The following is a 25,107-nucleotide window of genomic DNA, read 5'->3' as shown; positions in this document are numbered from 1 at the left end:
GTTGCCATCTTAGTGTGCTTGGTTATCTTTGTCAAATCTATCATGTGAACGTATGGGTATAGCTGTGCTTGTTATCTGTTTTATTTCTATATTTTTAATTATTGGTACCTTCAAAATACCGGCAACAGGTAAAAAAGAAGTTTTATTAAATAGTGTTCTCATTTTTTCATCACTTTTAGTTTTCGTTACCGAAGTAGTTAGTGCTTTTCATCAGCTAAATTTTACTGCTATATTGGCAATTTGGAGCGGCATTGCGGTTATAAATCTCACCTGCTTATATTTCGCTAAGCATAAGCTGCTTGTTTTCTGGGAAGATATGAAATGCACTATTTATAAGGTTATTAAAAACCTAAATACGGTTGATAGAATTTTATTAAGCATAGTATCCATCCTTTTACTATTAATTTTTGCCCAAGGTGTTTTGTATCCACCAAACAATTGGGACTCCATGACCTATCACATGGCACGGATAACCAGTTGGATCAGCCACGGTTCTGTCGAGCATTATCCAACTCATATTTTCCGCCAGCTTTACCAACCTCCCTTTGCCGAATATGTAATTATGCATGTTGGCATTTTAAATGGAAGTGATTTTTTTTCAAATTCCGTACAGTTTTTCTTTTTGTTGTTTTCTATCTTGAGCGTTATACTTATATTGGATAATTTTGGATTAGGCCGTCAATATAAAATTATAGCTATAGTTGCAATCGTTACAATTCCAGAGGTTATTTTGCAGGCCTCAAGTACCCAAAATGATATTGTAGTTTCCTTTTTTATTATTACAGGCTTTTATTTTAGTGTGAAGGCCCTTAAAAACGGCAACTTTGCCGATTTTGTATTTTGGGGCCTGGCACTGGGCCTTGGTACATTAACCAAAGGCACGGCTTATTTGTATTTTTTTCCTGTTATTATTTGGTTTGGAATAGCTACAGTTGTGCGTTTTTTAAAGAGCAGGAACTACCGTTACCTGGTGTATCCTTTGGTTACCGTTTTAATTTTTATTGCAATAAATGGCGGGCATTACCAGCGGAACTATAAGCTAACAGGAAACCTTTTGGGTATTGATAAAAAGGAATCAAAATCTTATTCAAATCAGAAAATGAATACGGTTTTATTTTTTTCTAACGTTATCAAAAATGCTGGTTTACACCTGGGGTTTATGTATGTTAATGATGTTGCGTTCTTCTCAAATAAGATAATTTATAAACTGCACGCAATGGCTGGTTTAAATATTAACGATCCGCTTGTTAACTATCGTAACACCACGTTTTCAACTGAAAATCCCGCCACTAATGAAGACTGTGCACCAAACATGGTTCACTTTATTTTTATATTGGTATCTTTTGGCATTTTATTAATGCAGGTAATAAAAAGGCGAAACCTGTTAAGTTTACACTTATTAATAGTGATTGTTTTGCAGGTGATGTTATTTTGCTTGTATTTGAAGTGGCAGCCCTGGCATTCCAGGTTGCATTCTTGTTTTTTTTTAATGGCGATACCCTTGCTATGCTATGCCTGTAATTTAAGCAGCCGATTTAAAAAGGCATTATATATTGTATTCCCTATCCTGATAAGTTATGCCTTTTTAGTGGTGTTACACAACAGTAACCGTCCGTACGAAAGTTCGCTTTTTGTGTGCCGATATCAAAAATATTTTATTGGCAGGCCATCGGCTTTTAAAGAATATAGCGAAATTCATCAAATAATTGAAAAAGGTAACAATACTAATATCGGCCTCATTGTAGGTGAGGACGATTGGGAGTACCCCTTGTTTAATAATTGTTTTAATAGAACGATCAATCCTATTTACATCAATGTTAACAATATGTCACGGAACCTTCCTCAATCTTCCTATTTGCTCGACTGTATTGTATCTACAGATATTAACAGCCCTTTTATTGATTTTAAAGGGAAGCGATTTTATAACCAGAGCAGCAAAAACAAGATTATTTATCTCTATACACAGTCCCCACTGCCCATTAAGATATAGGAGGAAATAAGATACACTGTAACTGATGCTACAACGGTGATTAGATGTAATTTTGAGAATTTTTTTTCTTTGTATTTTTTGCGGCCAGTGTTGCCGTTCATACCAGAATTTAATTTTGAAGTTATTTGCCTCAAATTATTTTATTTTCTCTAACTCATTAGTCCGGGTGTTATAAATGTCCATACCGCTAATAGCTTTAAGGCGGTCCGTGCCGCTAATATAGGTTAGATCGCCATTTTCGTCTCTGCTTTCACGAAATTTGGATAATACATAGCCTTCTTGTGCATTCATGGTTCTAAGGTCTTTTATTTTATCTTTCCGTACAAAATAACCGTTGTTGCCATGGCTGTTTGATCCTATAAAATGATAGCCTTTCTCTTCTGCAAGATCGCACAGTGCCGCTAACGATGCACCGAAGTACAGGTTGCTGTGGTGTGCTGCTGTACGGTAAAAGTCGGCCTGGTAAGGCGTTGTCCATGTATTGTCTGGTCCGTAAATGCTGTTGTATTCTACAATAACAATTACCGGGTTTATGGTATCTATCTCTTTCCAAACCCAGTAATCATTACCATCAATATCAATGTGTAATATTCCTACTTCGCCACTAAAGCCGTTTTGAGTTATTAGGCTATTAATGTTTTCGGTGGTGATAAAAACCGGTATAGCGGTTAGCTCAAACTGCCAGTAAATATCATCCTTTTTTACATAGTTGATATTTTCTTCCGAGCCATCCATGATTAGGCCCGTCCAGTTATTGTTGATTAATAAAAAGCGAGTATTGGCTTCGGTATAGTTTTGTACACCAAATTCGATAAAAGTTTTTTGGCTGATATCCAGGTAGTCAACCAAAAACTGTATAATGCCATCATCACCCCATTGCGAATAAACCTTAAATTCGGCAAGCTGAATGTTTTGTATAATTTGTTGCTCGTTGGCTTTGTTAAGCCGGGCTAATATATTAGCCGGTAAAATTTTATGCGAATTATTCTCGATAGCCAAAGCGTTAAGCTTTTGGTTTATTAAACTTAATTCATTTTCTATTTTCTTCCTTTTTATAAACACAGCAACTTAAATTTACGATTAAACAAACAATTATAACAATAATGGGGTATAAGGTTAACCAATGTTTTTGCAAGGATAGCAATAATATTACAGCCAAAAGTTTAATTACCCAAAAATAATCCCTCATTTAAACCCGTTCAATATTTCCGGGTCTTACTCATAATATGCAAAATTTAACATCCAGTCCGCCAGTAAAAAGAAATTACGATTTTGTTGATACCATCCGCTGCATTGCCATGATATTCATTGTAATGGAGCACTCCACTTACTTTGAGCCCGATAAATATTTACCTACACTTGGCCTACGGGCATTTTTCTTTTTTCTGTCGATTCAGTTCAGCAAATTTGGTACCGTGTGCTTTTTTTTATTGGCCGGCTTTTTAATAGGCGATAAATTTACCGATTATACCCCAGGCCAGTACTTAAAACGACGCTTGGATAGCACTATAGTTCCCTGGTTGTTTTGGTCGGTGTTTTTTATTGTGTTAATAAATTTCAATCTCATACATGCTAAAATACTTGGGCACCCCGATCCTGCCGGCGTTAATGTATATCAAACCTTAATTAATAGTGTTACCACAACGTATTTATATACCAATTACTGGTTTATACCTAACTTTTTGTTTTGTATAACCCTGTTACTAATTTTTAAACGGCATTTGTATAGCTATAAATTTGGTGCTGTTTTGTTTGCATTTACGCTTTTTTACTCCATAAATATTTACTTCTCGTGGATACGCCCTTCGCATACGGTAGCAATTTTTGGCTTCGTTTTCTTTTTATGGCTGGGCGCACAGATACACAAAAACTGGCAAAAGGTAAACGATTGGATAGATAAAACATCCCTGGCAATGTGGGTGATACTCACTGTTTTTACCTTGGGTTTATCAATGGCGGAAATGTACTTGCTACGCTCCCTTGGTGTGCACGACCCATATAATACCCTTCGTTTTAGTAATGTGCTTTATTCACTATCCTTCTTTTTTATGCTGCTCAAAATTCGCGATTTTAAATTTATACACTATTTAAAACCCCGCGAAACCACCTATGGCATTTATTTAATTCACTATGTAATGGTAAGTGTAGTGATGACCCAAATAACAGACCCTCTCAATCTTAACATTTACCAGCTATCTGTACCTGTGATATTACTTTTCCAGTTGGCTAAATTTATTATGGTTTATGGGTTAACGCTTATTACCATATGGCTTATTAACGTGTTACATTTAAAACGACTAATTGGCCGGTAGACTGTTTTTTGTGCGATAAATAATTTTATTTAAGCAACTTTGCGGCATGAGTTTACAGGCGCAGCAGGTTTATAAAACAAAATCGGCAATATTATTTATCATATTTAACCGTCACGATACGTCGTTGCAGGTGCTGCAACAAATAAAGCTGGCCCAGCCTGCACGTGTATACATAACTGCGGATGGCCCCCGCACCAACCGCAGCGGCGAAGATATTCGTTGTGCCGAAGCAAGGGAAGCCGTGCTTGCAGCAATTGATTGGGATTGCCAGGTTAAAACCCTTTTCAGGAATGAAAATATAGGCCCTAAAGAAGCCATTGCCACGGCTATAGATTGGTTTTTTGAGCACGAAGAGGAAGGGATTATACTGGAGCACGATTGCCTGCCAGCCAATAGCTTTTTTATGTTTTGCGATACCCTTTTAGAAAAATATCGTTTGGATACCCGTATCTGGCTAATTTCGGGTTGTAACCTGCAGGAAGGGAAAAAATGGGGAAATGCTAGCTATTATTTTTCAAACCTCACTAACGGCTGGGGCTGGGCCACCTGGAAACGATCGTGGAAGGATTACGATAAAAACCTTACCCGCTATAACGCCGAAGAAGTAAGGCCGCAATTAGCAAAAATTTTTGACGATGAATTGGTTATCGATACCTGGCAACAAATATTTAACGATTGCAAGGCCGGTAAAATTGATACCTGGGATTACCAGGCAACATTTACCCATTTGTTTAGCCACGCCATTAATATTATAGCCAACACAAACCTGGTAAGCAACATAGGTTTTGGCGAAGGTGCCGAAAATACAACCAATGCCAGCCATTCTTTCGCAAGTGTAACCTTAACCGAGATAACCGAAGTTACGCACCCTAAATATATCCTTCCGGAGAAGGAAGCCGATATGCATACCCTTACTATCGAATTTAATTTAGCAGGGAAGCGTAGCCAGCTTAAAAAATATAACGCTCCAAAAAGGCGCTTTAAACGCTGGGCCAGGGGCTTGTTTAAATAGCCTTAATCGTTACTGAACGATTGCATATCAATCAACCTTTTGTAAACGCCGTTATTGCCGGTTAGCTGCGCGTGGTTACCTTGTTCTACAACGCGTCCATCTTCAAGCACAATAATTATATCGGCATTTTGTATGGTGCTTAACCTGTGTGCTATAATGAGCGATGTGCGGTTTTGCATTAAATTGTTCAACGCTTCCTGCACCAATTTTTCCGATTCGGTATCCAAAGCCGATGTGGCTTCATCAAGCAGCATAATAGGTGGGTTTTTCAATACGGCGCGGGCAATACAAATGCGTTGTTTTTGTCCGCCGGATAGTTTAGAGCCTCTGTCGCCAATATTGGTTTGATAACCGTTTTCGGTGGCCAATATAAACTCGTGTGCGTTGGCTATCTTGGCGGCAGCCTCAACCTCGGCCAAAGTAGTATCGGGTTTACCAAAGGCAATGTTGTTATAAATGGTATCGTTAAACAAAATAGATTCCTGGTTAACAATACCCATCAGGTCGCGTACCGATTCGGTAGTTAAACTTTGAATATCCTTACCGTCAATTAATATACTGCCGCTCTGTGGCTCAATAAAGCGTGGTATTAAATCCATCGTGGTTGATTTACCACCGCCCGACGGGCCAACTAAAGCCACCTTTTTACCTTTCGGCACTGTGATATTGATATTATTTAAAACCAGCTTTTCGTTGTATGCAAAAGATATGTTCTCAAATTTGATCTCGTTGTTAAACTCCTTGATTGGCACAGCGTTTGGTGCATCAACTATCATTGGTTTTTCGTCTATCAGGGCTAATACACGTTCGCCTGCGGCAACGCCGGAATGGATGTTACCAAAGGAATCGGAAATTGCTTTAGCTGGTCGCATTATCTGCGAAAAGATACCTATAAAGGTAATAAACAACGCAGGGTCTAATTTATTTGAAGCAATTAGAGTACCACCATACAACATGATGACTGCTATCATAGAAACGCCTAAAAATTCGGACACTGGCGAGGCTAATTGCTGACGCTTTGCCATAGACTTTATAATCCTGGAATATCTTACATTTTCACTGTCGAATTTATTTTTAATGAAATCGACGGCGTTAAAAGCTTTAATTATTTTGATACCTGTTAATGCCTCATCAAGGTAACTAATCATGTTTCCGTACGACTTTTGAGACTCGACCGCTTGCTGTTTTAAGCGCCTCACAATTTTAGAAATGATAAACGCCGATACCGGGATAACTAAAACTGAGAATAACGTTAGCTTGTACGAAATGATAAATAGCCAAACCAGGTAACCTATTAAAGTTAAAGGCTCCTTAAATACTACCTGCAATGTGCCTGTAACCGAAAACTGGACTACTTGAACATCCGATGCCACTTTGGATATGATATCGCCTTTGCGCTCATTACTGAAGAAGCCAAGGTGTAGGTTCATTACATTGTTAAATACCGCGCGCCTTAAGTTTAACAAGGTATGTATGCGTAGGTTTTCCATAATGCGCTGCGAAACGTACCTGAAAAGATTGGAAAGCAAAACCGATATAATGATAATTGCGCACACAAATTGCAAGGTGCCTACTACACCATAATCTTGCTTAGCGATGTGTAGATAGTAGTTGTACTGATCTGAAAAATTGTACCAGTGTTTTGCCGCCAATACTATTTTTTTATCAACATCTTTACTAAATAATGTGGTTAAAAGGGGGGCAATCAGTGCGAGCGTTAGTGTATTAAAAACCACGTAAAGTATGGTAGTTAAAATGTATGGTATTGCAAATTTTTCGATAGGTTTTGCAAACGAGAGTAGCCGGAAGTATGTTTTCATTTAAAATTATAAAGCGGGCAAAATTACGGATTAGTAATTGATATTTTATCATGCAAACCCAAACCCATCGGCTTAGGTATAAGCCGCATGTAAATTTACAAACCTATTGCATAACAACGGCTCAGCCTGCTTTTGCGGCAAGCTTACGGTAAACACCTATTGTTTTTTCCATGCACAGTTTTAAGGAGAATTTTTGCAGTTGCTGCGCACCCGCCGCGCGTAATTCGTCGGCTTTGCCGGGTGTTAAAAGCACCATGTTCATGGTTTCTTTTATTGATCGTACGTCGTACGGATCAAAGTAAGCTGCGGCATTGCCGCCAACTTCTTCAAAACAACTGGTGTTGCTAATTGCAACTGGGCAAGTGTTGTTAAAGGCTTCCAGTATGGGTAAGCCAAAACCCTCGTATAACGATGGGTACACAAAAAGCTTCGCTTTGCTGTATAGCTGGTTTAGTTCGCCATCTGTAGGTGCTACATGGGTAACCAAATGTGCTATATTAAGCCTGCGCATGGTTTCTTCTTCTGCCTTGCAAAAGCTTTTACTTCCTGCGCAAACCAGGTTTAAATTATTGCTTATCAACACATCGGCAACAGCCTCTAAAAACCTATAAAAATTTTTGTACCCGCCGCGCTCGCCAACATACAATATATAATTTTGATAAGGCGGAATGTAATTACTATCCGTTTCGGCAGGAAAAAAGCCGTGGTGAATTACAGTGATCTTCTCATCGGGGATATTAAACAAACGCTGAAGATCATCAGCTGTGTTTTGAGATACAGCAATAAAATGATCCGCTTTTTCTATCAATAATCTTTTAAGATAAATGGTGTCGTCAAAATGTGGAAAGTATTCGGGAAACAGCTCATGTATCATATCATGAACCGTTAGTACAATAGGTGGCCCGTTAAGTTTCCTTAAAAAATAAGGGTTGTAATAGGTTGGGTGAAAAACGTCAAAATCGTTTTTTTTAATTTTAAGCTTAGCGTATCTTTTATTCCACTTACTGCGCCTGCGTTCCTTTTGTAAAAACAAATCGCCTATCAATTTTGGCAGTGGGAAGGATTGATCTTTTAGATAATGGTTTGTTGTATATAATATACCCCTGTCGAAAGTAAAATCGGGCTCTTTGCTGAGTGATTCTTGTATGCTTGCAAAATATCTGGATATGCCACCAAATTTATGCATCGAAAACGTTTGATGGTCAAATTGTACTTTAATCATGATTTTGATGCCCTAGAGGTGTAAATTATGGTAAAAGGCACTGCTTTGGATTTTAAAACGATACTGTAAACAGTAAATTGCAAATGTCTACTTTAATTGTGATTTTTGCAATCTCAAAATAGTGGGTAAATAACCAAAGATAATGAGTGATAAACAAAGTGCGGAAGTAAACGATAACCCAACAACTCATTTAAACCTGCCCGATAAAGTGTCGGTAGTAATTGTAACCTTTAATGCGGCAAAAACACTGCAAGCCTGTTTAAACAGTATTTACAAACAAAACTACTCCAATATTGAAATTGTTATTATTGATGGTAAAAGCACCGATGATACCGTAAAAATAATTGAAGCCAATAGCAATAAAATTGGTTTTTGGATAAGCGAACCCGATAGTGGTATTTACGATGCCATGAACAAGGCGCTTAACCACATTACGGGCAAATGGGTTTATTTTTTAGGTGCAGACGATACCCTGCTAGACGATTTTTCGGCCCTGTGCTACGAGCTGAAGGTGCCCGGTGCTTTTTATTACGGCAGCGTACTATCGCGCGGAATGAAATGCTCGGGTTTGGTGAGCGAATATTACCAGGCAAAAATTGGCATTTATCACCAGGCAATTATTTATTCGGCAGAGATTTTCAAAAAATATAAGTTTGATACCAGGTATCGCGTATCGGCAGACTATGCACTTAACATGCAATGCTGGAAAGACAAAACCATTCCCTTTGTTTTTAAAGACTACATTATTGCCGATTTTAACCATACAGGTGTTTCTTCATCAGGCCCGGACGATGTTTTTTTTGCGGACAAATCGTCGCTGATCCGCAAAAACTTTGGTAACCGCATTTGGATGCGTTACATGTTCCGCAGGATGAAAGAGAAGTTACGGGGCGAAAAATAGAAACTTATTTAAAAGAAATTAATGGCCATCATCCATAACAGAAAGATAGATCACTTTTTAATTAACCGTATTGATAACATTGGCGATGTAATACTCACCCTACCCGTTTGTATTTACCTTAAACTGCTGTACCCCGATATTAAAGTTACTATTTTAGCACGCAGTTATACCAAACCCGTTATTGATGCCTGCCCAGCCATTGATAATTTTATTGATTTTGAAGAACTGGAACGCCTACCCCAAAACGAACAGATAGCCAACATTAAAGCGCGCAATATTGATGTGATACTGCATACCTTTAATAAAACCACCATTGCCAAACTGGCCAAGCAAGCGGGCATACCCATACGCATAGGTAATACCAGTAAAAACAGCCACTTTATTTATTGCAATAAATTAATCAGGTTGAGCAGGGGCAATTCGCACCTGCACGAGGCGCAACAAATGTTTTTATTTTTGCACCCACTTGGGTTAACGCACATACCAACCATTGGCACTATAGCCAACTATTATAAAGACTGGTACAAACCCAAGGATATACTCACACCCAACCTGGCTGCTAATTTAAAACCCGGTAAATTTAACCTGATTGTACATACCATGAGCAACGGCCACGGCCGGGAATGGGAAATGGATAAATATGCCCAACTGATTAACCAGCTTCCGCTTGATAAATTTAACGTTTTGATAAGCGGCTCCGAAAAAGAAGCGGTTGCGCTTAACCAATGGGTGAAAAAACTACCACCATCGGTTATAAACCTAAGCGGTAAACTAACGCTGCCACAATTTATGAGCTTGATTTGCAATGCCGACGGCCTGCTGGCATCCGGAACGGGGCCGTTGCATATGGCGGCGGCATCGGGCATTCATACATTGGGCTTGTTCCCGGTAAGCAAATCTATCAACGCCTTGAGATGGGCTCCTCTCGGCAAAAAAGCCGAGCATATTGAGAGTGACTCGGACGATTTGTCGAGCATTTCGGTAAAAATGGTTTTTGATGTAATTACGGGTTGGTTAAAGTAATTTACAACCAGGCCTTCACCCTATCATAAACAATACCTGCGCTAATACTGTGCAATTCATCAGTACCACTATTAACAAATTCGGCTTGTTTGCCAATTGGCCCCCAGCGTCCTGCGTGCATGGGGCGTGTGGTTGGGTATAAACCCAAGGCGTGTGTGCCGCTCATGGCTGCTATGTGGAGTGGGCCGGTACTTGCGGCAATTAAACCGTCGGCTTCGGCAATAAATGCAATAAATTGGTGGAGCGTTAATTTACCTGTTATATCGTTAATGTGTGCAGGTAGGGTAGGGAGCCAATCTTTCAATAATTCTTTCTCTTTATCCGAGCCCGAAATAAAAATGTTAAATTGATCTGCTGGTAATAGTGCTATCAGTTCGGCAAAGCGGTTTAATCCCCATTCCCTGCCGCTCCCGTTTGATTTTGGATGTAGTATAATATTAAACTTATCGCTTGCCAGTAACCTTGCAAATTGCTGCGGCAATACAACTTGCTGCCTGAAATGATAAAAGCCTACCAATTGCGAAACCTGCGGAACCGATTTTATCCCCAACGGTTTCAATAACCCAATATTCAACTGAGCTTCGTGCAGATCGGAATTTTTGCGGCTCAACCTAACCAATTTATTGCACGTAAGCCAATGAAACGTGCGGTTAGTAGTACCAATCCGGTTTTTAATGCCTGCCTTTTTAGCCAATATAGCTATCTTTTTCTGCGGATAAACATGAATTATGGTATCAATGCTTTCGGCCTTCAGGGCTAATATTTGCTCTTGCTCTGGGAATGCTTTTAAATCGTCGTAATTAATAAAATGGTCAACGGCGCCGCAACATTTAATAATTGGCCCAGTGTAAGTGCGGCCAAGAAACGAAATTTTTACGTCGGGGTAAATACTTTTTAAGTAGCCGCATAAAGGCAAGGTGAGTACAACATCGCCAATAGCATCAACCCTGCTTATTAATATATGCTGGTTATTAAGGTTAGTCACTTCTTTACTATTTTATAATTGCGGTATTCGCTAACGCGCCAGCCGGTTATTTCTTCTATTTTTTGCAATAATTTGCGGCGGAAAGGCATTTTCTTTTTGATGGCTTTCCAGTCAATATTTAATTTCCAGTTGGCGGCGGCTATTCGCTTTAACATAGGTGCCGGGTGTGTGCCGCTAAACGGGATAAGCTTATCGGCGTTGCTATAGTCAAAATCGTAAGTAGGTGCTTCGGTTTGGGGTGCAGCTTGTTCGCCGTGGTAAAACTGGTTAAAGTTGTGTATTTTTTTAACAATGCCATTAGGCGGTTTTACCCAGCCATAGTGGTAAATGTAAGCATCAATGAGTTTAACCTGTATTTTACGGTTATCTAACCTAAATCCCTGAGCATCGCGGTAGGAGTGAATAGCTTTATTATTACGGATTATCCTGATCTCGCGCCTGTACCACCTGCGCGAATGGCTGTAAAAATCGTACGAACCATAAAAGTGCAGGTATTTAAAAAGCAGGCCCTCTATTTTGGTGTCATTCAGGTTATCTTCCATTTCCTTGCGGATGAGGGCATGATATTTTTCATGCACACATTCATCGCCCTGAATATAAAAGGCCCAATCCATATCCGGCGATATGGCATTAAAAGCTTTATCGGTTTCTTCGGCAAAAACGGTACCGCCGCTGCGTTTGCTTTCGTCCCAAACGGTATGCAGTATTTTTATCTTAGGCGAGTTAATGCCTTCTATCAATTGCCGTGTGCCGTCGTCGCAATTACCCAGTGCTACAATAAACTCATCGCAAACCGGTAATATTGATGTAATGGCCTCCACAACGGGATAATCATTTTTTACCGCGTTTCTGATGAACGTAAAACCTGCAACCTTCATTTACCCTTAACTTTTTGTTGATAAAACTGATACCTATATATAAGGTGTAAAGGTAAGTATAAGCCACCTATCCCCCTAAAGCCTAACAAAATGTTTTGATTAACAATAAAAGGCCTAAATTAGCTTGTTGTTATTAATTACATTGCAAAATGCCATCTGCCAACGCTGTGCCCGAAATAGATTTTAAATTACTTGCGAGGCAACTCACCATGGTAGAAAACGAATTGCCCGGTGCCAACGATTTGCTGAAAAATTTAAGCTACAATGCCAACGTTCCGGTTATTGGTTTAACCGGGCCGCCCGGTGCGGGCAAAAGCACCTTAGTAAATGCCTTGTTAAGCGAGTTGTTAAAAGAAGGGAAAAAGATAGCAGTACTGGCTGTTGACCCAACTTCGCCATTTAACATGGGCTCCTTACTTGGCGACCGCATCCGTATGACAAGCCATTTTAACCATCCCGATGTTTTTATCCGGTCGGTTGCTACGCGCGGTTGGGTTGGCGGCCTAAGTGTTAAAACTATGGAGATGACGGATGTTTTAAAAGCAGCAGGCTTTAATTACATCATCATAGAAACGGTAGGAGTCGGCCAGTCGGAAATTGATATAGCCGGTTTGGCCGATATTACCATGGTGGTACTGGTTCCGGAGTCGGGAGACGAGATACAGCACATTAAATCGGGATTGATGGAAATTGCTGATGTGTTTATTGTTAACAAAGCCGATAGAGATAACGGCGACGCATTTGCCAACAATTTACAAAAACTGATACATTATAACCAGGTACAGGTTCCGGTTTTTAAAACAACGGCTATTACAAACACCGGCATTACGGAGTTGCTTGCTCACATAAAAATACAACAAAGCGTTCAAAATTCCAGAAAACTATACCTTTTGACCGAAAAAGTATACAGATTAATCCAGTATACCAGAATGCAGGGACTGGAAAAAAATAAACTCCGGGATATTATCGCCGGAGTTTACTTAAAATCAGATTTTAATATCTATCGCTTTGCCGATAGTTTTACTAATTCATAATCTCTTCAATATGATCTGCCTCAATAGGTATAGCGGCCATCAGGTCGCGGTTGCCGTTAGGCGTAATTAAAATGTTATTCTCAAGGCGTATGCCCAATCCTTCCGCCGGGATATAAATGCCAGGCTCGCATGTTAAGATATTGCCTACGCTAAAGCGGTCGTATCTTCCGGCAAAGTCGTGAACATCCAAACCCAGGTGGTGAGATGTGCCATGCATAAAATACTTTTTATAAGCAGGCATTGCCGGGTTTTGTTTTTCAACGTCGTGTCTATCAAGCAAACCAAGTTTAAGTAGTTCGCCGGTCATTACTTTGCCCACCTCATCATGGTATTCGTTCCATACCGCTCCGGCTACTATCATTTTGGTTGCCTCCCTCATTACATGCAGCACAGCATTATAAACATCGCGCTGGCGTTTGGTAAAGCGGCCGTTAACCGGTACAGACCGGCTCATATCAGCATTGTAGTTGGCGTATTCGGCTCCAAAGTCAAATAATATCATGTCGCCGTCTTTACAAACCTGGTTGTTATCGTTGTAATGCAGCACAATGGCATTTGGCCCGGATGCTATAATAGGATTGTAAGCATGCCCGGTAGCGCGCTGCCGTATAAATTCGTGGATGATTTCGGCTTCAATTTCGTATTCGGTAACACCCGGTTTAATAAATTTTAGCACACGCACAAAGGCATCATTGGTAATATCGCAGGCCTTTTGGGTAAGCTCAACTTCGATGTCGGCCTTTACTGGTCTAAGGCTGCGTAAAATTGGTGCCGAGCGTAAGTAGTTGTGCAAGGGATACTTTGCCCGAATTTGCTCAATAAGCCTGATGTCTTTATAAGGTACTTCGTGCTGGTATCGGTCGTTCTCGTTTGTATTTAAATAAATGTTCTCGGCGTAGTTTACTATACTATGCAGTATGTTAGTAAACTCGCTTATCCAGTAAATACGGGTTATGCCCGATGCCTTTTGCGCTTCCTCTATAGTGTACTTATGTCCTTCCCAAACGGCAATTTGTTCGCTCGTCTGTCTTAAAAAAAGTACTTCTTTGTATAGCGGATTAGGACAATCAGGATACAATAAAAGCATACATTGCTCCTGATCGATGCCTGTTAAGTAGAAAAAATCGGCATTTTGCTTAAAAGTGAAGGCTTGATCGCCACTTCTCGGAAATTCGTCACTCGAACTAAAAATGGCAATAGAGTTCGTTTTTAGTCGCGAAACGAAATTTTTTCTATTATTTGTAAATAAATCAAAACAAATAGGTAAATATTTCATTATTGATAAGATAATCGATTTTGTTTTAAACTTCGTCAATATTTATTTGTCAAAAAACAAAAAAATTGGAACAGAGTTTGGTATTGGTTTCAAACATAATAACTAAATTTGAAAAAAAATCACAATTAAATTGTTTAATCTTAAAACTATGAATTATTCTACATTAAAGAAAACAGTTGCCTTGTCATTTGTCTCTTTGTTAGCTGTAGGTGCTGCAAGCGCCCAAACAACAGACAGTGCAAAGGTAGCTGGTGCTACTCCAAAGATATTTGGCGGTAGCCATCAGTACAGAACCTGGAGTGTTGGTGTTAATGCTGGTGTTACTTCGCCTTTTGTTGCTATTGGCGGAGCAAACAGTTACAAAAATTTCGACCTTGGTTTTGGCTACGGCGTTTCATTGAGAGATCAATTAGCTCACTCTTTCGGTTTACAACTGGATGTTATGGGTTACGGCTCAAACGTGAAAGGTAACACTAACGAAAACCCAACTCCTGCTACAGGCATTGGTTCGTTTTCAACAAAAATTAATTTTACTGCTACCATCAGCGGTGTAGTTAATGTTGCTACTGTTGATTATTTAGCACGTAAAAATGCTATTAACTTCTACGTATCGGCTGGTGCTGGTATGGTTAACTACACACCAAAAGTTTACACCACTAACGACCAATCTGGTACAGTAGTAGTAAACAATGGTGGTCAAAGCTACAACCAAACAATTATACCAATTGGTGTTGGCTTGAAATTTAGAATGAGCGACAGGGTTGCATTAAACTTAGGTTACACAGGTACATTTACCGACGGTGATTATTTTGATGCTACTAAAGCACCAGTTGGAACTCACAAAGACAAATATTCTTACGCATACGGTGGTCTTGAGTTCTCTTTAGGTTCAGGTTCTAAACCAAACCTTGATTGGGTTAACCCGGTTGCTATTATGTATGACGAATTGAAAGATCCAACTTTACGTCAGGAAGTTGAAGCTTTAAAAGGTCGTGTAACTAATGTTGAAAATGCAGTTAACGATTTGAAGAAAGATTCTGATGGTGACGGTGTTGCCGATCAATTTGACAAGTGCCCTAATACTCCTGCTGGTACAGTAGTTGACGGTTCTGGTTGCCCTATCAAATTCCCGGTTATCGACACTTCGAAATTTGTTATGAAATCTGATAAACCAGTTGGAACTGCTTACTCAAACATCCAATTTGAATTTGATAGCTCAGTATTAAGAACTTCATCTTACCCAATTTTAGATGCTACTTCTGCTGATCTGCGTTCATCTGGTAAAACTGTTTTGATTAACGGTTATGCTTCATCTGAAGGTACCGCTGCTCATAACATGCAATTATCTAAAGATCGTGCTAACTCAGTTAAAACTTACTTAGTTAACTCTGGTGTTGATGCAAAACACATCAAAACTAAAGGCTTAGGCGAAACTCACCCTATTGCTGATAACTCAACTGAAGACGGACGCGTATTAAACCGCCGTGTTGAATTCAAAAAATAATTGAATCTGTTGAATTAATAGAATTTTCGAAAGAGGGTTCCGGGAAACCGGAACCCTCTTTTTTTTAATATATTTGGCCAATGTATTTTTTCAGAAAAAAAGATCCTAACCGCCCGCAAAACATTAATCTGCGCATTATGCATTTTATAAATGCGTTGGCTATCATTATGTTTTTGCTGGGCATCATCTGGAAGATAATAGACTTATACTTTATAAAAAAATGAAAACGATAATCAAAACAGATAAGGCACCTGCGCCAATAGGGCCGTACAACCAGGCGATATTAGCAGGCAATACACTTTATGTTTCGGGGCAGGTAGCCATAAACCCGGTAACTAACGAGGTTGAACTTAACGGTATAGAAGCCGAAACTCACCTGGTGATGAACAACATTAAAGCTATTTTAGAAGAGGCTGCGTTTGGTTTTGAGGATGTAGTTAAAACAAGTATCTTTTTGTCGGACATGGGCACCTTTGCACAGGTTAACCAAGTTTATGGCTCTTATTTTACAGGCAATTATCCCGCGCGCGAAACTGTGCAGGTATCGGTATTACCTAAAAATGTAAATGTCGAGATTTCGGTTATTGCATACAAAGCGTAGTTAGCATTATCCAAACCTATTTTTCACGCATAAATTAAAAGCTTCCCGTACCCGGGGAGTTTTAGAGGCGGCTCTATGAATCAGCAAATATTCCAAACCCCTATAGAATATCTGCGCGGCGTGGGTGCTTCGCGTGCGGATGTTTTACGGAAAGAGCTTGGCATATCAAACTTTGCCGATTTACTGCGTCATTTTCCTTATAAATATATCGACCGCACCCGGTTTTATAAAATTAAAGAGCTTAACCCCGATTTGCCGCATGTGCAGCTTATAGTGCGGCTAAAAAGCAAAGAGGTTTTGGGCGAAAAACATACCAAACGCCTTGTAGCACAGATTTATGATGATACGGGCACAATGGAGCTTGCCTGGTTCCAGGGAATGCGCTGGGTAGAAAAATTGCTCATCCCCGGCAAGGCATACATTATTTTTGGTAAGCCCGGCTCGTTTAACGGCAAAACGCAAATGGCGCATCCCGAAATTGAGCCATACTCTGCCGACGCTTTAAAGCAAAAGGGTAATTTAAAACTACAACCGGTATATAACTCAACCGAAAAGCTAAAGGCTTATTCGCTGGATAGCAAGGGACTGCAAAAGCTAATTGCCATATTATTAGAGCAGAGCCTTAACGATATTACCGAAACTATACCCAACCAAATTTTACAAAAGTTTAAGCTGGTTGATAGGAGGGAAGCCTATGCCAACATTCATTTCCCGGCCGATGCCGATGTATTAACCGCTGCTGTTAACAGGTTAAAATTTGAGGAACTGTTTTTTATACAGTTTAAAATGCTCAAAAGCAAGTTGCAGCGTACGCAAAAATTTAAAGGCAATATTTTTGGAACCGTAGGCAATTACTTTAACCAATTTTATAAAACCAAATTACCCTTTGCGCTAACCAATGCGCAAAAGCGGGTGCTGAAAGAAATAAGGCTAGATACCCAGCGCGGCGTACAAATGAACCGCTTGCTACAGGGCGATGTGGGCAGCGGTAAAACTGTAGTGGCTTTAATGAGTATGCTACTGGCTATTGATAATGGTTTTCAAACCTGCATTATGGCCCCTACCGAAATATTAGCCAACCAGCACTATCAATCTATTGAGCAGTTAATTGATAATGAGTTTTTAGAGGTTGCATTGCTAACAGGCTCCACCACAGCAAAAAAACGCCGCATATTGCACGAGAAGCTGGAGAACGGCGATTTGAAGATACTTATTGGCACCCATGCTTTAATTGAAGATAAGGTAAAGTTTAAAAACCTGGGCTTTGTGGTAATTGATGAGCAGCACCGTTTTGGTGTTGAACAACGCGCCAAACTTTGGCGGAAAAACATCATTCCGCCGCATGTGCTGGTAATGACGGCCACACCTATACCGCGCACCCTTGCCATGACTTTGTATGGCGATTTAGATGTTTCTGTGATTGACGAACTCCCCGCCGGGCGGAAACCTATCGAAACCATGCACTTTCACGAGGGCAGCCGGTTGCGCATGTTTGGTTTTATGAAGCAGGAAATAGCCAAGGGCAGGCAAATTTATGTGGTATATCCGTTGATAAAAGAGAGCGAAAAACTCGACCTCAAAAACCTTACAGACGGTATAGAAACCATGAGCCGCGAGTTTCCGTTACCTCAGTTCCGCATCAGCATAGTACATGGTAAGCTGAGTGCCGCAGATAAAGATGCCGAAATGCAACGTTTTGTAAAAGGCGAAACTCAAATTATGGTTGCCACCACCGTAATTGAGGTTGGTGTTAATGTGCCCAATGCTTCGGTGATGATTATTGAGAATGCCGAGCGTTTCGGCCTATCGCAACTGCACCAGTTACGTGGCCGTGTTGGCCGGGGTGCCGAGCAATCGTATTGTATATTAATGAGCGGCCACAAGCTAAGTAACGATGGCAAAATACGCCTGGAAACAATGGTTAAAACCAACAATGGTTTCGAAATATCGGAGATAGACCTGCAACTGCGCGGCCCCGGCAATATTGAAGGCACGCAACAAAGTGGCGTTCTCGATCTTAAACTGGCTAACCTTGCCACCGACCAGCAATTACTGCTATTGGCCCGAAAATGCGTTGAAGAAATTTTTGAGCACGACCCGCAACTGCAACTACCCGAAAATCAAATACTCAATCAGGCATCTCACACTCATAATGGCGGTTTAAGTTGGGATAAAATATCTTAAATAGCTATCTGTACGCATTTTATTGTCTTCATTATTACCCTTAAACTTTATATTTGCTTAAACCCAATGCAATATGAAGTTTAAACTTACTCTTTTTTCACTCTTATCTATTTCTATAGCCACGGCATCGGCACAATCAACAGATTCGTTAATGCTCCGTAAAATATACGACGAAGAATTGGTAAACGGCCAATGCTATCAAAACCTGCATTATTTGTGTAAAAACATTGGCCAGCGTTTAAGCGGATCGGCAAATGCGCAAAAGGCGGTGGACTGGAGTAAAAAGCTAATGGAAAGCTACGGCTTTGACCGTGTTTTTTTACAAGAGGCAATGGTAACCCATTGGGTTAGGGGAGAAAAAGAAGTTGGCAAAATTATAGATGGCGAAAAGCAAATCCCGGTAGCTATTGCTGCTTTGGGTGGTTCGGTAGCTACACCAGCGGGTGGCCTGTCGGCCTCGGTTATTGAGGTACACAGTTTAGGCGAACTGAAGGATTTGGGCGAAGCTGCAATTAAAGGTAAAATTGTTTTTTTTAACCGCCCGTTCGATCCCCGCTTTATAGAAACCGGTAGCGCCTACGGTACCGCTGGCGATCAGCGTTTTGCGGGTGCCGCCGCCGCTGCAAAATTTGGCGCGGTTGGTGTAATTGTGCGTTCGCTTACCGAAAGTATTGATAATTACCCGCATACAGGCACAACGCGTTACGACGCAGATGGCGTTAAAATACCCGCTGCCGCAATATCAACCATGGCGGCCAATCAGTTGAGCAATATGCTGAGGTTAAAAAAACTGCCTGTTATAAAGTTTTATTTTAAACAAAGTTGCCAATTGTTGCCCGATGTGCTATCATACAATGTTGTTGGCGAAATTAAGGGCAGCGAAAATCCAAATAAATACATCATCGTTGGCGGGCATCTGGATTCGTGGGATTTGGCCGAAGGGGCTCATGACGATGGCACCGGCGTAATGCAATCTGTTGAAGTATTGCGTATATTGAACGCTACGGGCTATAAGCCTAAGAATACCATACGTGCCGTTTTTTTTATGGACGAAGAAAGTGGCGGCAAAGGCGGTGCTAAATATGCCGAGTTAGCTAAAGCAAATAACGAAGAACATATTGCCGCAATAGAAACCGATGAAGGTGGTTTTACACCCCGCGGCTTTAGTTTTGTTGATGCCTCGCCGGCATTTTTAAAGGGCATTAATAAAAATTGGAGTACGCTATTGGCACCTTACGAAAGCGACAGACTGGTTGCTGGCGGCGGCGGCAGCGATATTGAACATTTAAAGGCTACCCGCCCTGGCATAGTGCTCATCGGTTTCCGGCCCGATTCGCAACGGTATTTTGATATTCACCATACACCAAACGATGTTTTTGAAAACGTGAACAAGCGCGAACTGGAGCTTGGTGCTGCCTCAATGGCCTCGCTTATTTACCTGATAGATCAGCACGGGTTAAATTTTTAAATCATTTTTAAATCTGTAAGCAGGTTTAAGTATTTTTGAACTTCATTACATCAATTTTGGAAGACGGAGAACAGGCAGTAAAAAAAGATCCATACGCGGCATTACGCTTTACCGAATTTAGGTGGTATCTCACCATGCGTTTTTTTTTAACGTTGGGTTATACCATGCAGGCCGTTATTATCGGCTATCATATTTATGAGTTAACCAACAATCCGTTAGCATTAGCCATGATAGGTTTGGTTGAGGCCATACCATCAGTGGGTATCGCTTTATACGGCGGCTATGTTGCCGATAAATCCGAAAAAAAAGGGCTCCTGCTCAAAATATTTGGCGTAATGTGGATATGCTCGGTTGTAATGCTTATTGTAACCTTACCTGGTATGCATAACTACATTAGCTACCACCTTTCGCTGGTTATTATGTACGTGATGATATTTTGTATCGGCCTGGCACGTGGTTTTTATGCTCCAACCGGCTTTTCTGTAATGACGCATATCATCCCTCGCGAGCTTTATCCAAATTCATCAACCTGGAATAGTTCAACTTATCAAACTGCCGCAGTTATTGGCCCAATGATAGGTGGCTTGCTCTATTGGAAGTTTCATATCACAACAACATTTTTTGTAGTGATATTATTTATCAGCATAGCACTTATTGCCATTACAAGGTTAAGCCGCCAGGCAGCAGAGTACATCCCGAAAGAGAGTATAATGGATAGTTTAAAAGAAGGCATTAGCTTTGTTTGGAACAGCCGGATGATGCTAGGAGCCTTGAGCCTTGATCTGTTTTCGGTATTGTTTGGCGGCGTAGTAGCTGTATTGCCTATTTTTGCCAAGGATATTTTACATGTTGGTGCGCGTGGCTTTGGCTTTATGCGATCGATAGATTCGATAGGGGCCGTGTTAACCATGTTGGTGATGACACGCTATTCGCCAATGGGCAAGCCCTGGCGCAATTTGCTTATAGCCGTTGTGGGCTTTGGCGCTTCTATTATATGCTTCGGTTTGTCTACAAACTTCTACCTGTCGTTGTTCTTCCTGTTTACGTTAGGAGCCTTTGATAGCATTAGCGTTTTAATACGGTCAACCATTATGCAGGTGTTAACGCCCGATAAAATGCGCGGAAGAGTATCTGCGGTAAATTCTATGTTTATCGGCTCATCTAACGAGCTTGGAGCCGCCGAGTCTGGCGCGGCGGCTAAGTTACTTGGCGCAGTGCCATCGGTGCTTGTGGGCGGTTCTATTACTTTGCTGGTTGTTTTTGCCACCTGGCTTAAAACCAAAAAACTGGTACCCATGACGCTCAACCAAATTCATACCCCCGAACCGGTTGAGGTTAAAACCGAACCTTTACAGGAAGCTTTGGTTTCGGCCCCAAAAAATGTAGAGTAACGAGCCCAAAACCGGTACAATGAGGATGATAATGATCCACAATAGTTTGGTATTTTGGTTCATGGAACTACGCAAAATAGACATCAGCGCGTAAAGCACCAGTAAAACCCAGGCGATAAAGAATACCAGCCCGAAGGCGCCGCTTATTACTTCACTGATGAAATGCATATGGATTGGTTTACGAGTTGAAAATTGTTGTGTTTGTTAAACAACGTAAACAGCAATTAGTTTAGTGTTGCAATATTAAATTACACTGTGTTTTTTTTCGCCAATTTGCTGGCGCCACATGGCATAGTATAAACCTTTCTGCTCTATCAAATCAAAATGCTTGCCAGATTCTATTATGTTACCACGTTCCAAAACGTAAATCCTGTCGGCGTGCATAATAGTTGATAAGCGGTGAGCTATCAATATTGTTATCTGTCCGCCTAAATCCGATACGGAACGTATAGTTTCGGTAATTTCTTCCTCGGTGATCGAGTCAAGCGACGACGTAGCTTCATCAAACACCATAATATCCGGCTTGCGCAACAACGCGCGGGCAATAGACAAACGTTGTTTTTCGCCACCCGAAACTTTTACACCGCCTTCGCCAATCACGGTATCCAGGCCGTTGTTGGCACGTGCCATTAAAGTATTACAAGCTGCTTTACGCAACACATCCAAACACTCTTCATCAGTAGCTCCGGGGCGAACAAACAAAAGGTTTTCGCGTATGGTGCCCGAAAATAACTGCGTATCCTGCGTAACAAAACCTATCTTTTCGCGAAGCTGATCTAAATCTATACTGTTACTGGTAATATCGTTATATAAAATTTCGCCTTCATAGGGTTGATACAGGCCCACAAGTAATTTAACCAAAGTAGTTTTACCCGAGCCCGATGGGCCAACAAAGGCAATAGTTTCGCCGTTTGCTACCTTGAAGTTGATATCTGTTAGCGCGTTTTGCGTGCCCGATAAGTGTTTAAAACTTACGGTATCAAAAGTTAAGGCTCTTATCCTATCAACCAGTACAGGGTTTTCGGGTTTAACATCAATAGGCGTTGATAGGATGTGTTTAAAATTACCTAATGATACCTCGGCTTCGCGCCATGACAGTATTACGTTACCTAACTCCTGCAAAGGGTTAAATAAAAAGAACGAATAAAACAAAAAGCTTAAATATTGCCCGGTGGTAATATCGTTATGGAATATCAGTATCAGCAATACAACAATCATGGAGCTGCGCACAAAATTTACGGTTGTGCCCTGTACGAAGCTCATGCTGCGTACAAATTTTACCTTCTCTAACTCAAGGCCCAAAATTTTGTAAGTGGTTTTATTTAGGCGGTCAATCTCCTGCGTGGCAAGGCCAAGGCTTTTTATCAGCTCAATGTTACGTAACGATTCGGTAGTTGAGCCTGCCAGTGCCGTTGTTTCGCCAACAATTTTACGTTGGATAACTTTAATTTTACGGCTCAAAACTATGCTCACAAAAGTGATGATTGGTATGGCAGCAAAGTAAACCAGTGTTACCTTGTAACTTACACTTGCCGAGTAAACAATTACGAAAACCATACCAATGATGCTTACAAAAAGCACGCTGATAAAGGAGGTAATAAACTTTTCGCAATCTAACCTTACCTTTTGTAAGATGCCCAGGGTTTCGCCGCTGCGCTGATCTTCAAAAACCTGGTACGGTAATTTAAGCGAGTGCTGTAAACCATCGGCATACATTTTTGCACCTACCTTTAAAACAATAATATTGGTATAATAATCCTGAAGGTTTTTTGCTATACGCGATACCATTGCCGCACCAACTGCAAGGCCAACAAGCGTTAAGGCACTAATAACATAATCATGATATGATAGATTGGCGTGTTTGCCAATAACGGTATCAAAAATGCGGCCCGATATATACGGGTCCATTAACGAAAACCCCTGGTTTACAGCGGCAAGAATTAGGGCCAAAAACACTATGCCCCTGTAATTTTTTAAATAGCTAAGTAATACTTTCATGCGATGGTGCAAAAATAAAAAAGGGAATGGCTAAAAAGCTCATTCCCTTATAATTTGACATTCAGTTTGCTTTTAAACTGTCATGATATCTTTTTCTTTCACCACCGTTAGCTGGTCAATTTTGATGATATAGGCATCAACCAGTTTCTGTACTTCGCCCTCACCAACCTTAATCTCATCTTCCGAAACACTTTCTTCTTTCAGCTTTTTAATTTTTTCGTTGGCATCTTTACGTATGTTGCGTAACGTTATCTTCCCGGTTTCGGCTTCAGCCTTTACACGTTTAACCAAATCGCGGCGACGCTCTTCGGTTAACGGCGGTACATTTATACGTATAACAATACCGTCGTTTTGCGGGTTAAAGCCAAGGTTGGCTTCCATTATGGCTCTTTCAATGGGGCCAAGCATGTTTTTTTCCCAGGGCTGCACAACAAGTGAACGTGCATCCGGACTATTAATACTGGCAACAGAAGTTATTATTGTTGGTGAACCGTAGTATTCAACCATAACACCATCCAACATGGCGGGTGAAGCCTTACCGGCACGGATTTTTAAAAATTCACTATCGGTATGCTCAATGGCTTTTTCCATCAAAGCTTTAGCATCAGTGAGTTGTTTTTTAATGAGTTCGCTCATCTAATTTTATTTTTGCCCAAAAATAGCAAAATCTATCATTTACTAACAGGGTCAAGCTCAATTAAGCAAATTTTGTGCCTGTTATTAAAACCCGGTTTTGCTTTTGGTTTTAAGTTTTACGTGTTTGTTATTTAACCAAAGTACCTATCGATTCGCCTTGTGCAATTTTCATAAAGTTGCCCGGGCGGTTCATATCAAATACAATAATGGGGAGTTTGTTTTCGCGGCAAAGGGTAATGGCCGTCATGTCCATTACGTTAAGGCCCTTATCATAAACCTCGTCAAAAGTTATCTCTTCAAATCTTTTTGCAGTAGGGTCTTTCTCAGGGTCGGCGGTATAAATGCCATCAACGCGTGTACCTTTTAAAACCACATCGGCTTTCATTTCAATGGCACGTAGTGATGCAGCCGTGTCGGTAGTAAAGTAAGGGTTACCGGTACCGGCACCAAATATTACAATGCGGCCAACTTCAAGGTGGTGCATAGCGCGGCGGCGGATGTAAGGCTCGCATATCTGCTCCATTTTTATAGCCGATTGCAGGCGGGTTGGGGCACCAATGGTTTCTAAAGCGTTTTGCAGGGCCATGCAGTTAATAACTGTGGCCAACATGCCCATATAATCGGCCTGAGCTCGCTCCATGCCCGATTTTTCGGCGCTTAAACCCCTAAAGATGTTTCCACCACCCACAACAATTGCAATTTCAATGCCGGCGTCAAAAACAGGTTTAATCTCGTGTGCATATTGCAGTACGCGGGCATTATCAATACCGTACTGTTTTTCGCCCATCAGCGATTCGCCGCTAAGTTTTAAGAGGATTCTTTTGTATTTCATTGATGTGAGGAGTTTGACAAAATTATTGAAATATACTTAG

Annotated in this window: 23 protein-coding genes; 12 read left to right on the top strand and 11 right to left on the bottom strand. The window is 40.7% G+C overall.

Going from position 1 to position 25,107, the window contains the following annotated elements:
- Nucleotides 1-9: 9 nt before the first annotated feature.
- A complete protein-coding gene (locus BDD43_RS30315; RefSeq protein ID WP_162847193.1) occupies nt 10-162 on the bottom strand; it encodes a hypothetical protein in 153 nt (50 codons plus the stop codon).
- Between the two features lie 154 nt (nt 163-316).
- Between BDD43_RS30315 and BDD43_RS28995 the strand changes: the two genes are divergently transcribed.
- Nucleotides 317-1,990 (top strand): ArnT family glycosyltransferase, encoded by a 1,674-nt coding sequence (locus BDD43_RS28995; RefSeq protein ID WP_162847192.1) that lies wholly within the window; start codon nt 317-319, stop codon nt 1,988-1,990.
- 135 nt (nt 1,991-2,125) lie between these two features.
- Here the strand turns inward: BDD43_RS28995 and BDD43_RS28990 are convergent, their stop codons facing one another.
- Nucleotides 2,126-3,052, bottom strand: coding sequence for a hypothetical protein (locus BDD43_RS28990; protein ID WP_121201710.1), 927 nt, complete (start codon nt 3,050-3,052; stop codon nt 2,126-2,128).
- Nucleotides 3,053-3,216: 164 nt separating this feature from the next.
- Here BDD43_RS28990 and BDD43_RS28985 point away from each other — a divergent pair, with 164 nt between their 5' ends.
- A complete protein-coding gene (locus BDD43_RS28985; RefSeq protein ID WP_121201709.1) occupies nt 3,217-4,302 on the top strand; it encodes an acyltransferase family protein in 1,086 nt (361 codons plus the stop codon).
- A gap of 46 nt (nt 4,303-4,348) precedes the next feature.
- Nucleotides 4,349-5,314 carry a nucleotide-diphospho-sugar transferase gene (locus BDD43_RS28980; protein WP_121201708.1) on the top strand — a complete coding sequence of 322 codons (966 nt, stop codon included), beginning with the start codon at nt 4,349-4,351 and terminating at the stop codon, nt 5,312-5,314.
- 2 nt (nt 5,315-5,316) lie between these two features.
- On the opposite strand, the gene BDD43_RS28975 is transcribed toward BDD43_RS28980, so the two are convergent.
- Together BDD43_RS28975 and BDD43_RS28970 are read right to left on the bottom strand one after the other, a co-directional pair.
- A complete protein-coding gene (locus BDD43_RS28975) occupies nt 5,317-7,134 on the bottom strand; it encodes an ABC transporter ATP-binding protein (RefSeq protein WP_121201707.1) in 1,818 nt (605 codons plus the stop codon).
- A gap of 121 nt (nt 7,135-7,255) precedes the next feature.
- Nucleotides 7,256-8,356, bottom strand: coding sequence for a glycosyltransferase family 4 protein (locus BDD43_RS28970; protein WP_121201706.1), 1,101 nt, complete (start codon nt 8,354-8,356; stop codon nt 7,256-7,258).
- A 142-nt stretch (nt 8,357-8,498) separates the two neighbouring features.
- On the opposite strand from BDD43_RS28970, the gene BDD43_RS28965 reads away from it, so the two are divergent.
- Both BDD43_RS28965 and BDD43_RS28960 read left to right on the top strand, forming a co-directional pair.
- Nucleotides 8,499-9,257 (top strand): glycosyltransferase family 2 protein, encoded by a 759-nt coding sequence (locus BDD43_RS28965; RefSeq protein ID WP_121201705.1) that lies wholly within the window; start codon nt 8,499-8,501, stop codon nt 9,255-9,257.
- 21 nt (nt 9,258-9,278) lie between these two features.
- Nucleotides 9,279-10,280 (top strand): glycosyltransferase family 9 protein, encoded by a 1,002-nt coding sequence (locus BDD43_RS28960; RefSeq protein ID WP_121201704.1) that lies wholly within the window; start codon nt 9,279-9,281, stop codon nt 10,278-10,280.
- Between the two features lies 1 nt (nt 10,281).
- Here BDD43_RS28960 and BDD43_RS28955 read toward each other — a convergent pair whose 3' ends face one another.
- On the bottom strand, nt 10,282-11,265 hold the full coding sequence (locus BDD43_RS28955) for a glycosyltransferase family 9 protein (protein ID WP_121201703.1): 984 nt from the start codon (nt 11,263-11,265) through the stop codon (nt 10,282-10,284).
- On the bottom strand, nt 11,262-12,143 hold the full coding sequence (locus BDD43_RS28950; RefSeq protein ID WP_121201702.1) for a glycosyltransferase family protein: 882 nt from the start codon (nt 12,141-12,143) through the stop codon (nt 11,262-11,264). The genes BDD43_RS28955 and BDD43_RS28950 overlap by 4 nt, the downstream gene beginning before the upstream one ends.
- Nucleotides 12,144-12,292: 149 nt before the next feature.
- On the opposite strand from BDD43_RS28950, the gene meaB reads away from it, so the two are divergent.
- Nucleotides 12,293-13,177, top strand: coding sequence for a methylmalonyl Co-A mutase-associated GTPase MeaB (gene meaB / locus BDD43_RS28945; protein WP_121201701.1), 885 nt, complete (start codon nt 12,293-12,295; stop codon nt 13,175-13,177).
- Here meaB and BDD43_RS28940 read toward each other — a convergent pair.
- Entirely contained in the window at nt 13,167-14,453 is a 1,287-nt protein-coding gene (locus BDD43_RS28940) for an aminopeptidase P family protein (protein WP_121201700.1), read from the bottom strand. The genes meaB and BDD43_RS28940 overlap by 11 nt on opposite strands.
- Nucleotides 14,454-14,601: 148 nt before the next feature.
- Between BDD43_RS28940 and BDD43_RS28935 the strand changes: the two genes are divergently transcribed.
- The 6 genes from BDD43_RS28935 to BDD43_RS28915 all read left to right on the top strand — a co-directional run bounded on the left by BDD43_RS28935 (nt 14,602) and on the right by BDD43_RS28915 (nt 21,601).
- On the top strand, nt 14,602-15,957 hold the full coding sequence (locus BDD43_RS28935) for an OmpA family protein (RefSeq protein WP_121201699.1): 1,356 nt from the start codon (nt 14,602-14,604) through the stop codon (nt 15,955-15,957).
- 80 nt (nt 15,958-16,037) lie between these two features.
- On the top strand, nt 16,038-16,181 hold the full coding sequence (locus BDD43_RS31000; RefSeq protein WP_317128820.1) for a DUF6728 family protein: 144 nt from the start codon (nt 16,038-16,040) through the stop codon (nt 16,179-16,181).
- Nucleotides 16,178-16,558 carry a RidA family protein gene (locus tag BDD43_RS28930; protein ID WP_121201698.1) on the top strand — a complete coding sequence of 127 codons (381 nt, stop codon included), beginning with the start codon at nt 16,178-16,180 and terminating at the stop codon, nt 16,556-16,558. The genes BDD43_RS31000 and BDD43_RS28930 overlap by 4 nt, the downstream gene beginning before the upstream one ends.
- Nucleotides 16,559-16,633: 75 nt before the next feature.
- Nucleotides 16,634-18,742 carry an ATP-dependent DNA helicase RecG gene (recG, locus tag BDD43_RS28925; protein ID WP_121201697.1) on the top strand — a complete coding sequence of 703 codons (2,109 nt, stop codon included), beginning with the start codon at nt 16,634-16,636 and terminating at the stop codon, nt 18,740-18,742.
- 73 nt (nt 18,743-18,815) lie between these two features.
- Nucleotides 18,816-20,210, top strand: coding sequence for a M20/M25/M40 family metallo-hydrolase (locus tag BDD43_RS28920; RefSeq protein ID WP_121201696.1), 1,395 nt, complete (start codon nt 18,816-18,818; stop codon nt 20,208-20,210).
- Between the two features lie 56 nt (nt 20,211-20,266).
- Nucleotides 20,267-21,601 carry an MFS transporter gene (locus tag BDD43_RS28915; RefSeq protein ID WP_121201695.1) on the top strand — a complete coding sequence of 445 codons (1,335 nt, stop codon included), beginning with the start codon at nt 20,267-20,269 and terminating at the stop codon, nt 21,599-21,601.
- Here the strand turns inward: BDD43_RS28915 and BDD43_RS28910 are convergent.
- From BDD43_RS28910 to pyrH, 4 genes are all read right to left on the bottom strand, one after another.
- On the bottom strand, nt 21,560-21,769 hold the full coding sequence (locus BDD43_RS28910; protein ID WP_121201694.1) for a PLDc N-terminal domain-containing protein: 210 nt from the start codon (nt 21,767-21,769) through the stop codon (nt 21,560-21,562). The two genes, BDD43_RS28915 and BDD43_RS28910, sit on opposite strands and share 42 nt — an antisense overlap.
- 75 nt (nt 21,770-21,844) lie before the next feature.
- Nucleotides 21,845-23,599 carry an ABC transporter ATP-binding protein gene (locus BDD43_RS28905; RefSeq protein ID WP_121201693.1) on the bottom strand — a complete coding sequence of 585 codons (1,755 nt, stop codon included), beginning with the start codon at nt 23,597-23,599 and terminating at the stop codon, nt 21,845-21,847.
- Between the two features lie 72 nt (nt 23,600-23,671).
- Nucleotides 23,672-24,235: a ribosome recycling factor gene (frr, locus tag BDD43_RS28900; RefSeq protein WP_121201692.1), complete on the bottom strand. Its 564-nt coding sequence runs from the start codon at nt 24,233-24,235 to the stop codon at nt 23,672-23,674.
- 127 nt (nt 24,236-24,362) lie between these two features.
- A complete protein-coding gene (gene pyrH, locus BDD43_RS28895) occupies nt 24,363-25,067 on the bottom strand; it encodes a UMP kinase (RefSeq protein ID WP_121201691.1) in 705 nt (234 codons plus the stop codon).
- Between the last annotated feature and the right edge of the window lie 40 nt (nt 25,068-25,107).

This window comes from Mucilaginibacter gracilis, from assembly GCF_003633615.1.
Classification (GTDB): domain Bacteria; phylum Bacteroidota; class Bacteroidia; order Sphingobacteriales; family Sphingobacteriaceae; genus Mucilaginibacter; species Mucilaginibacter gracilis.
This window is presented reverse-complemented; position numbering and strand designations above follow the sequence as displayed.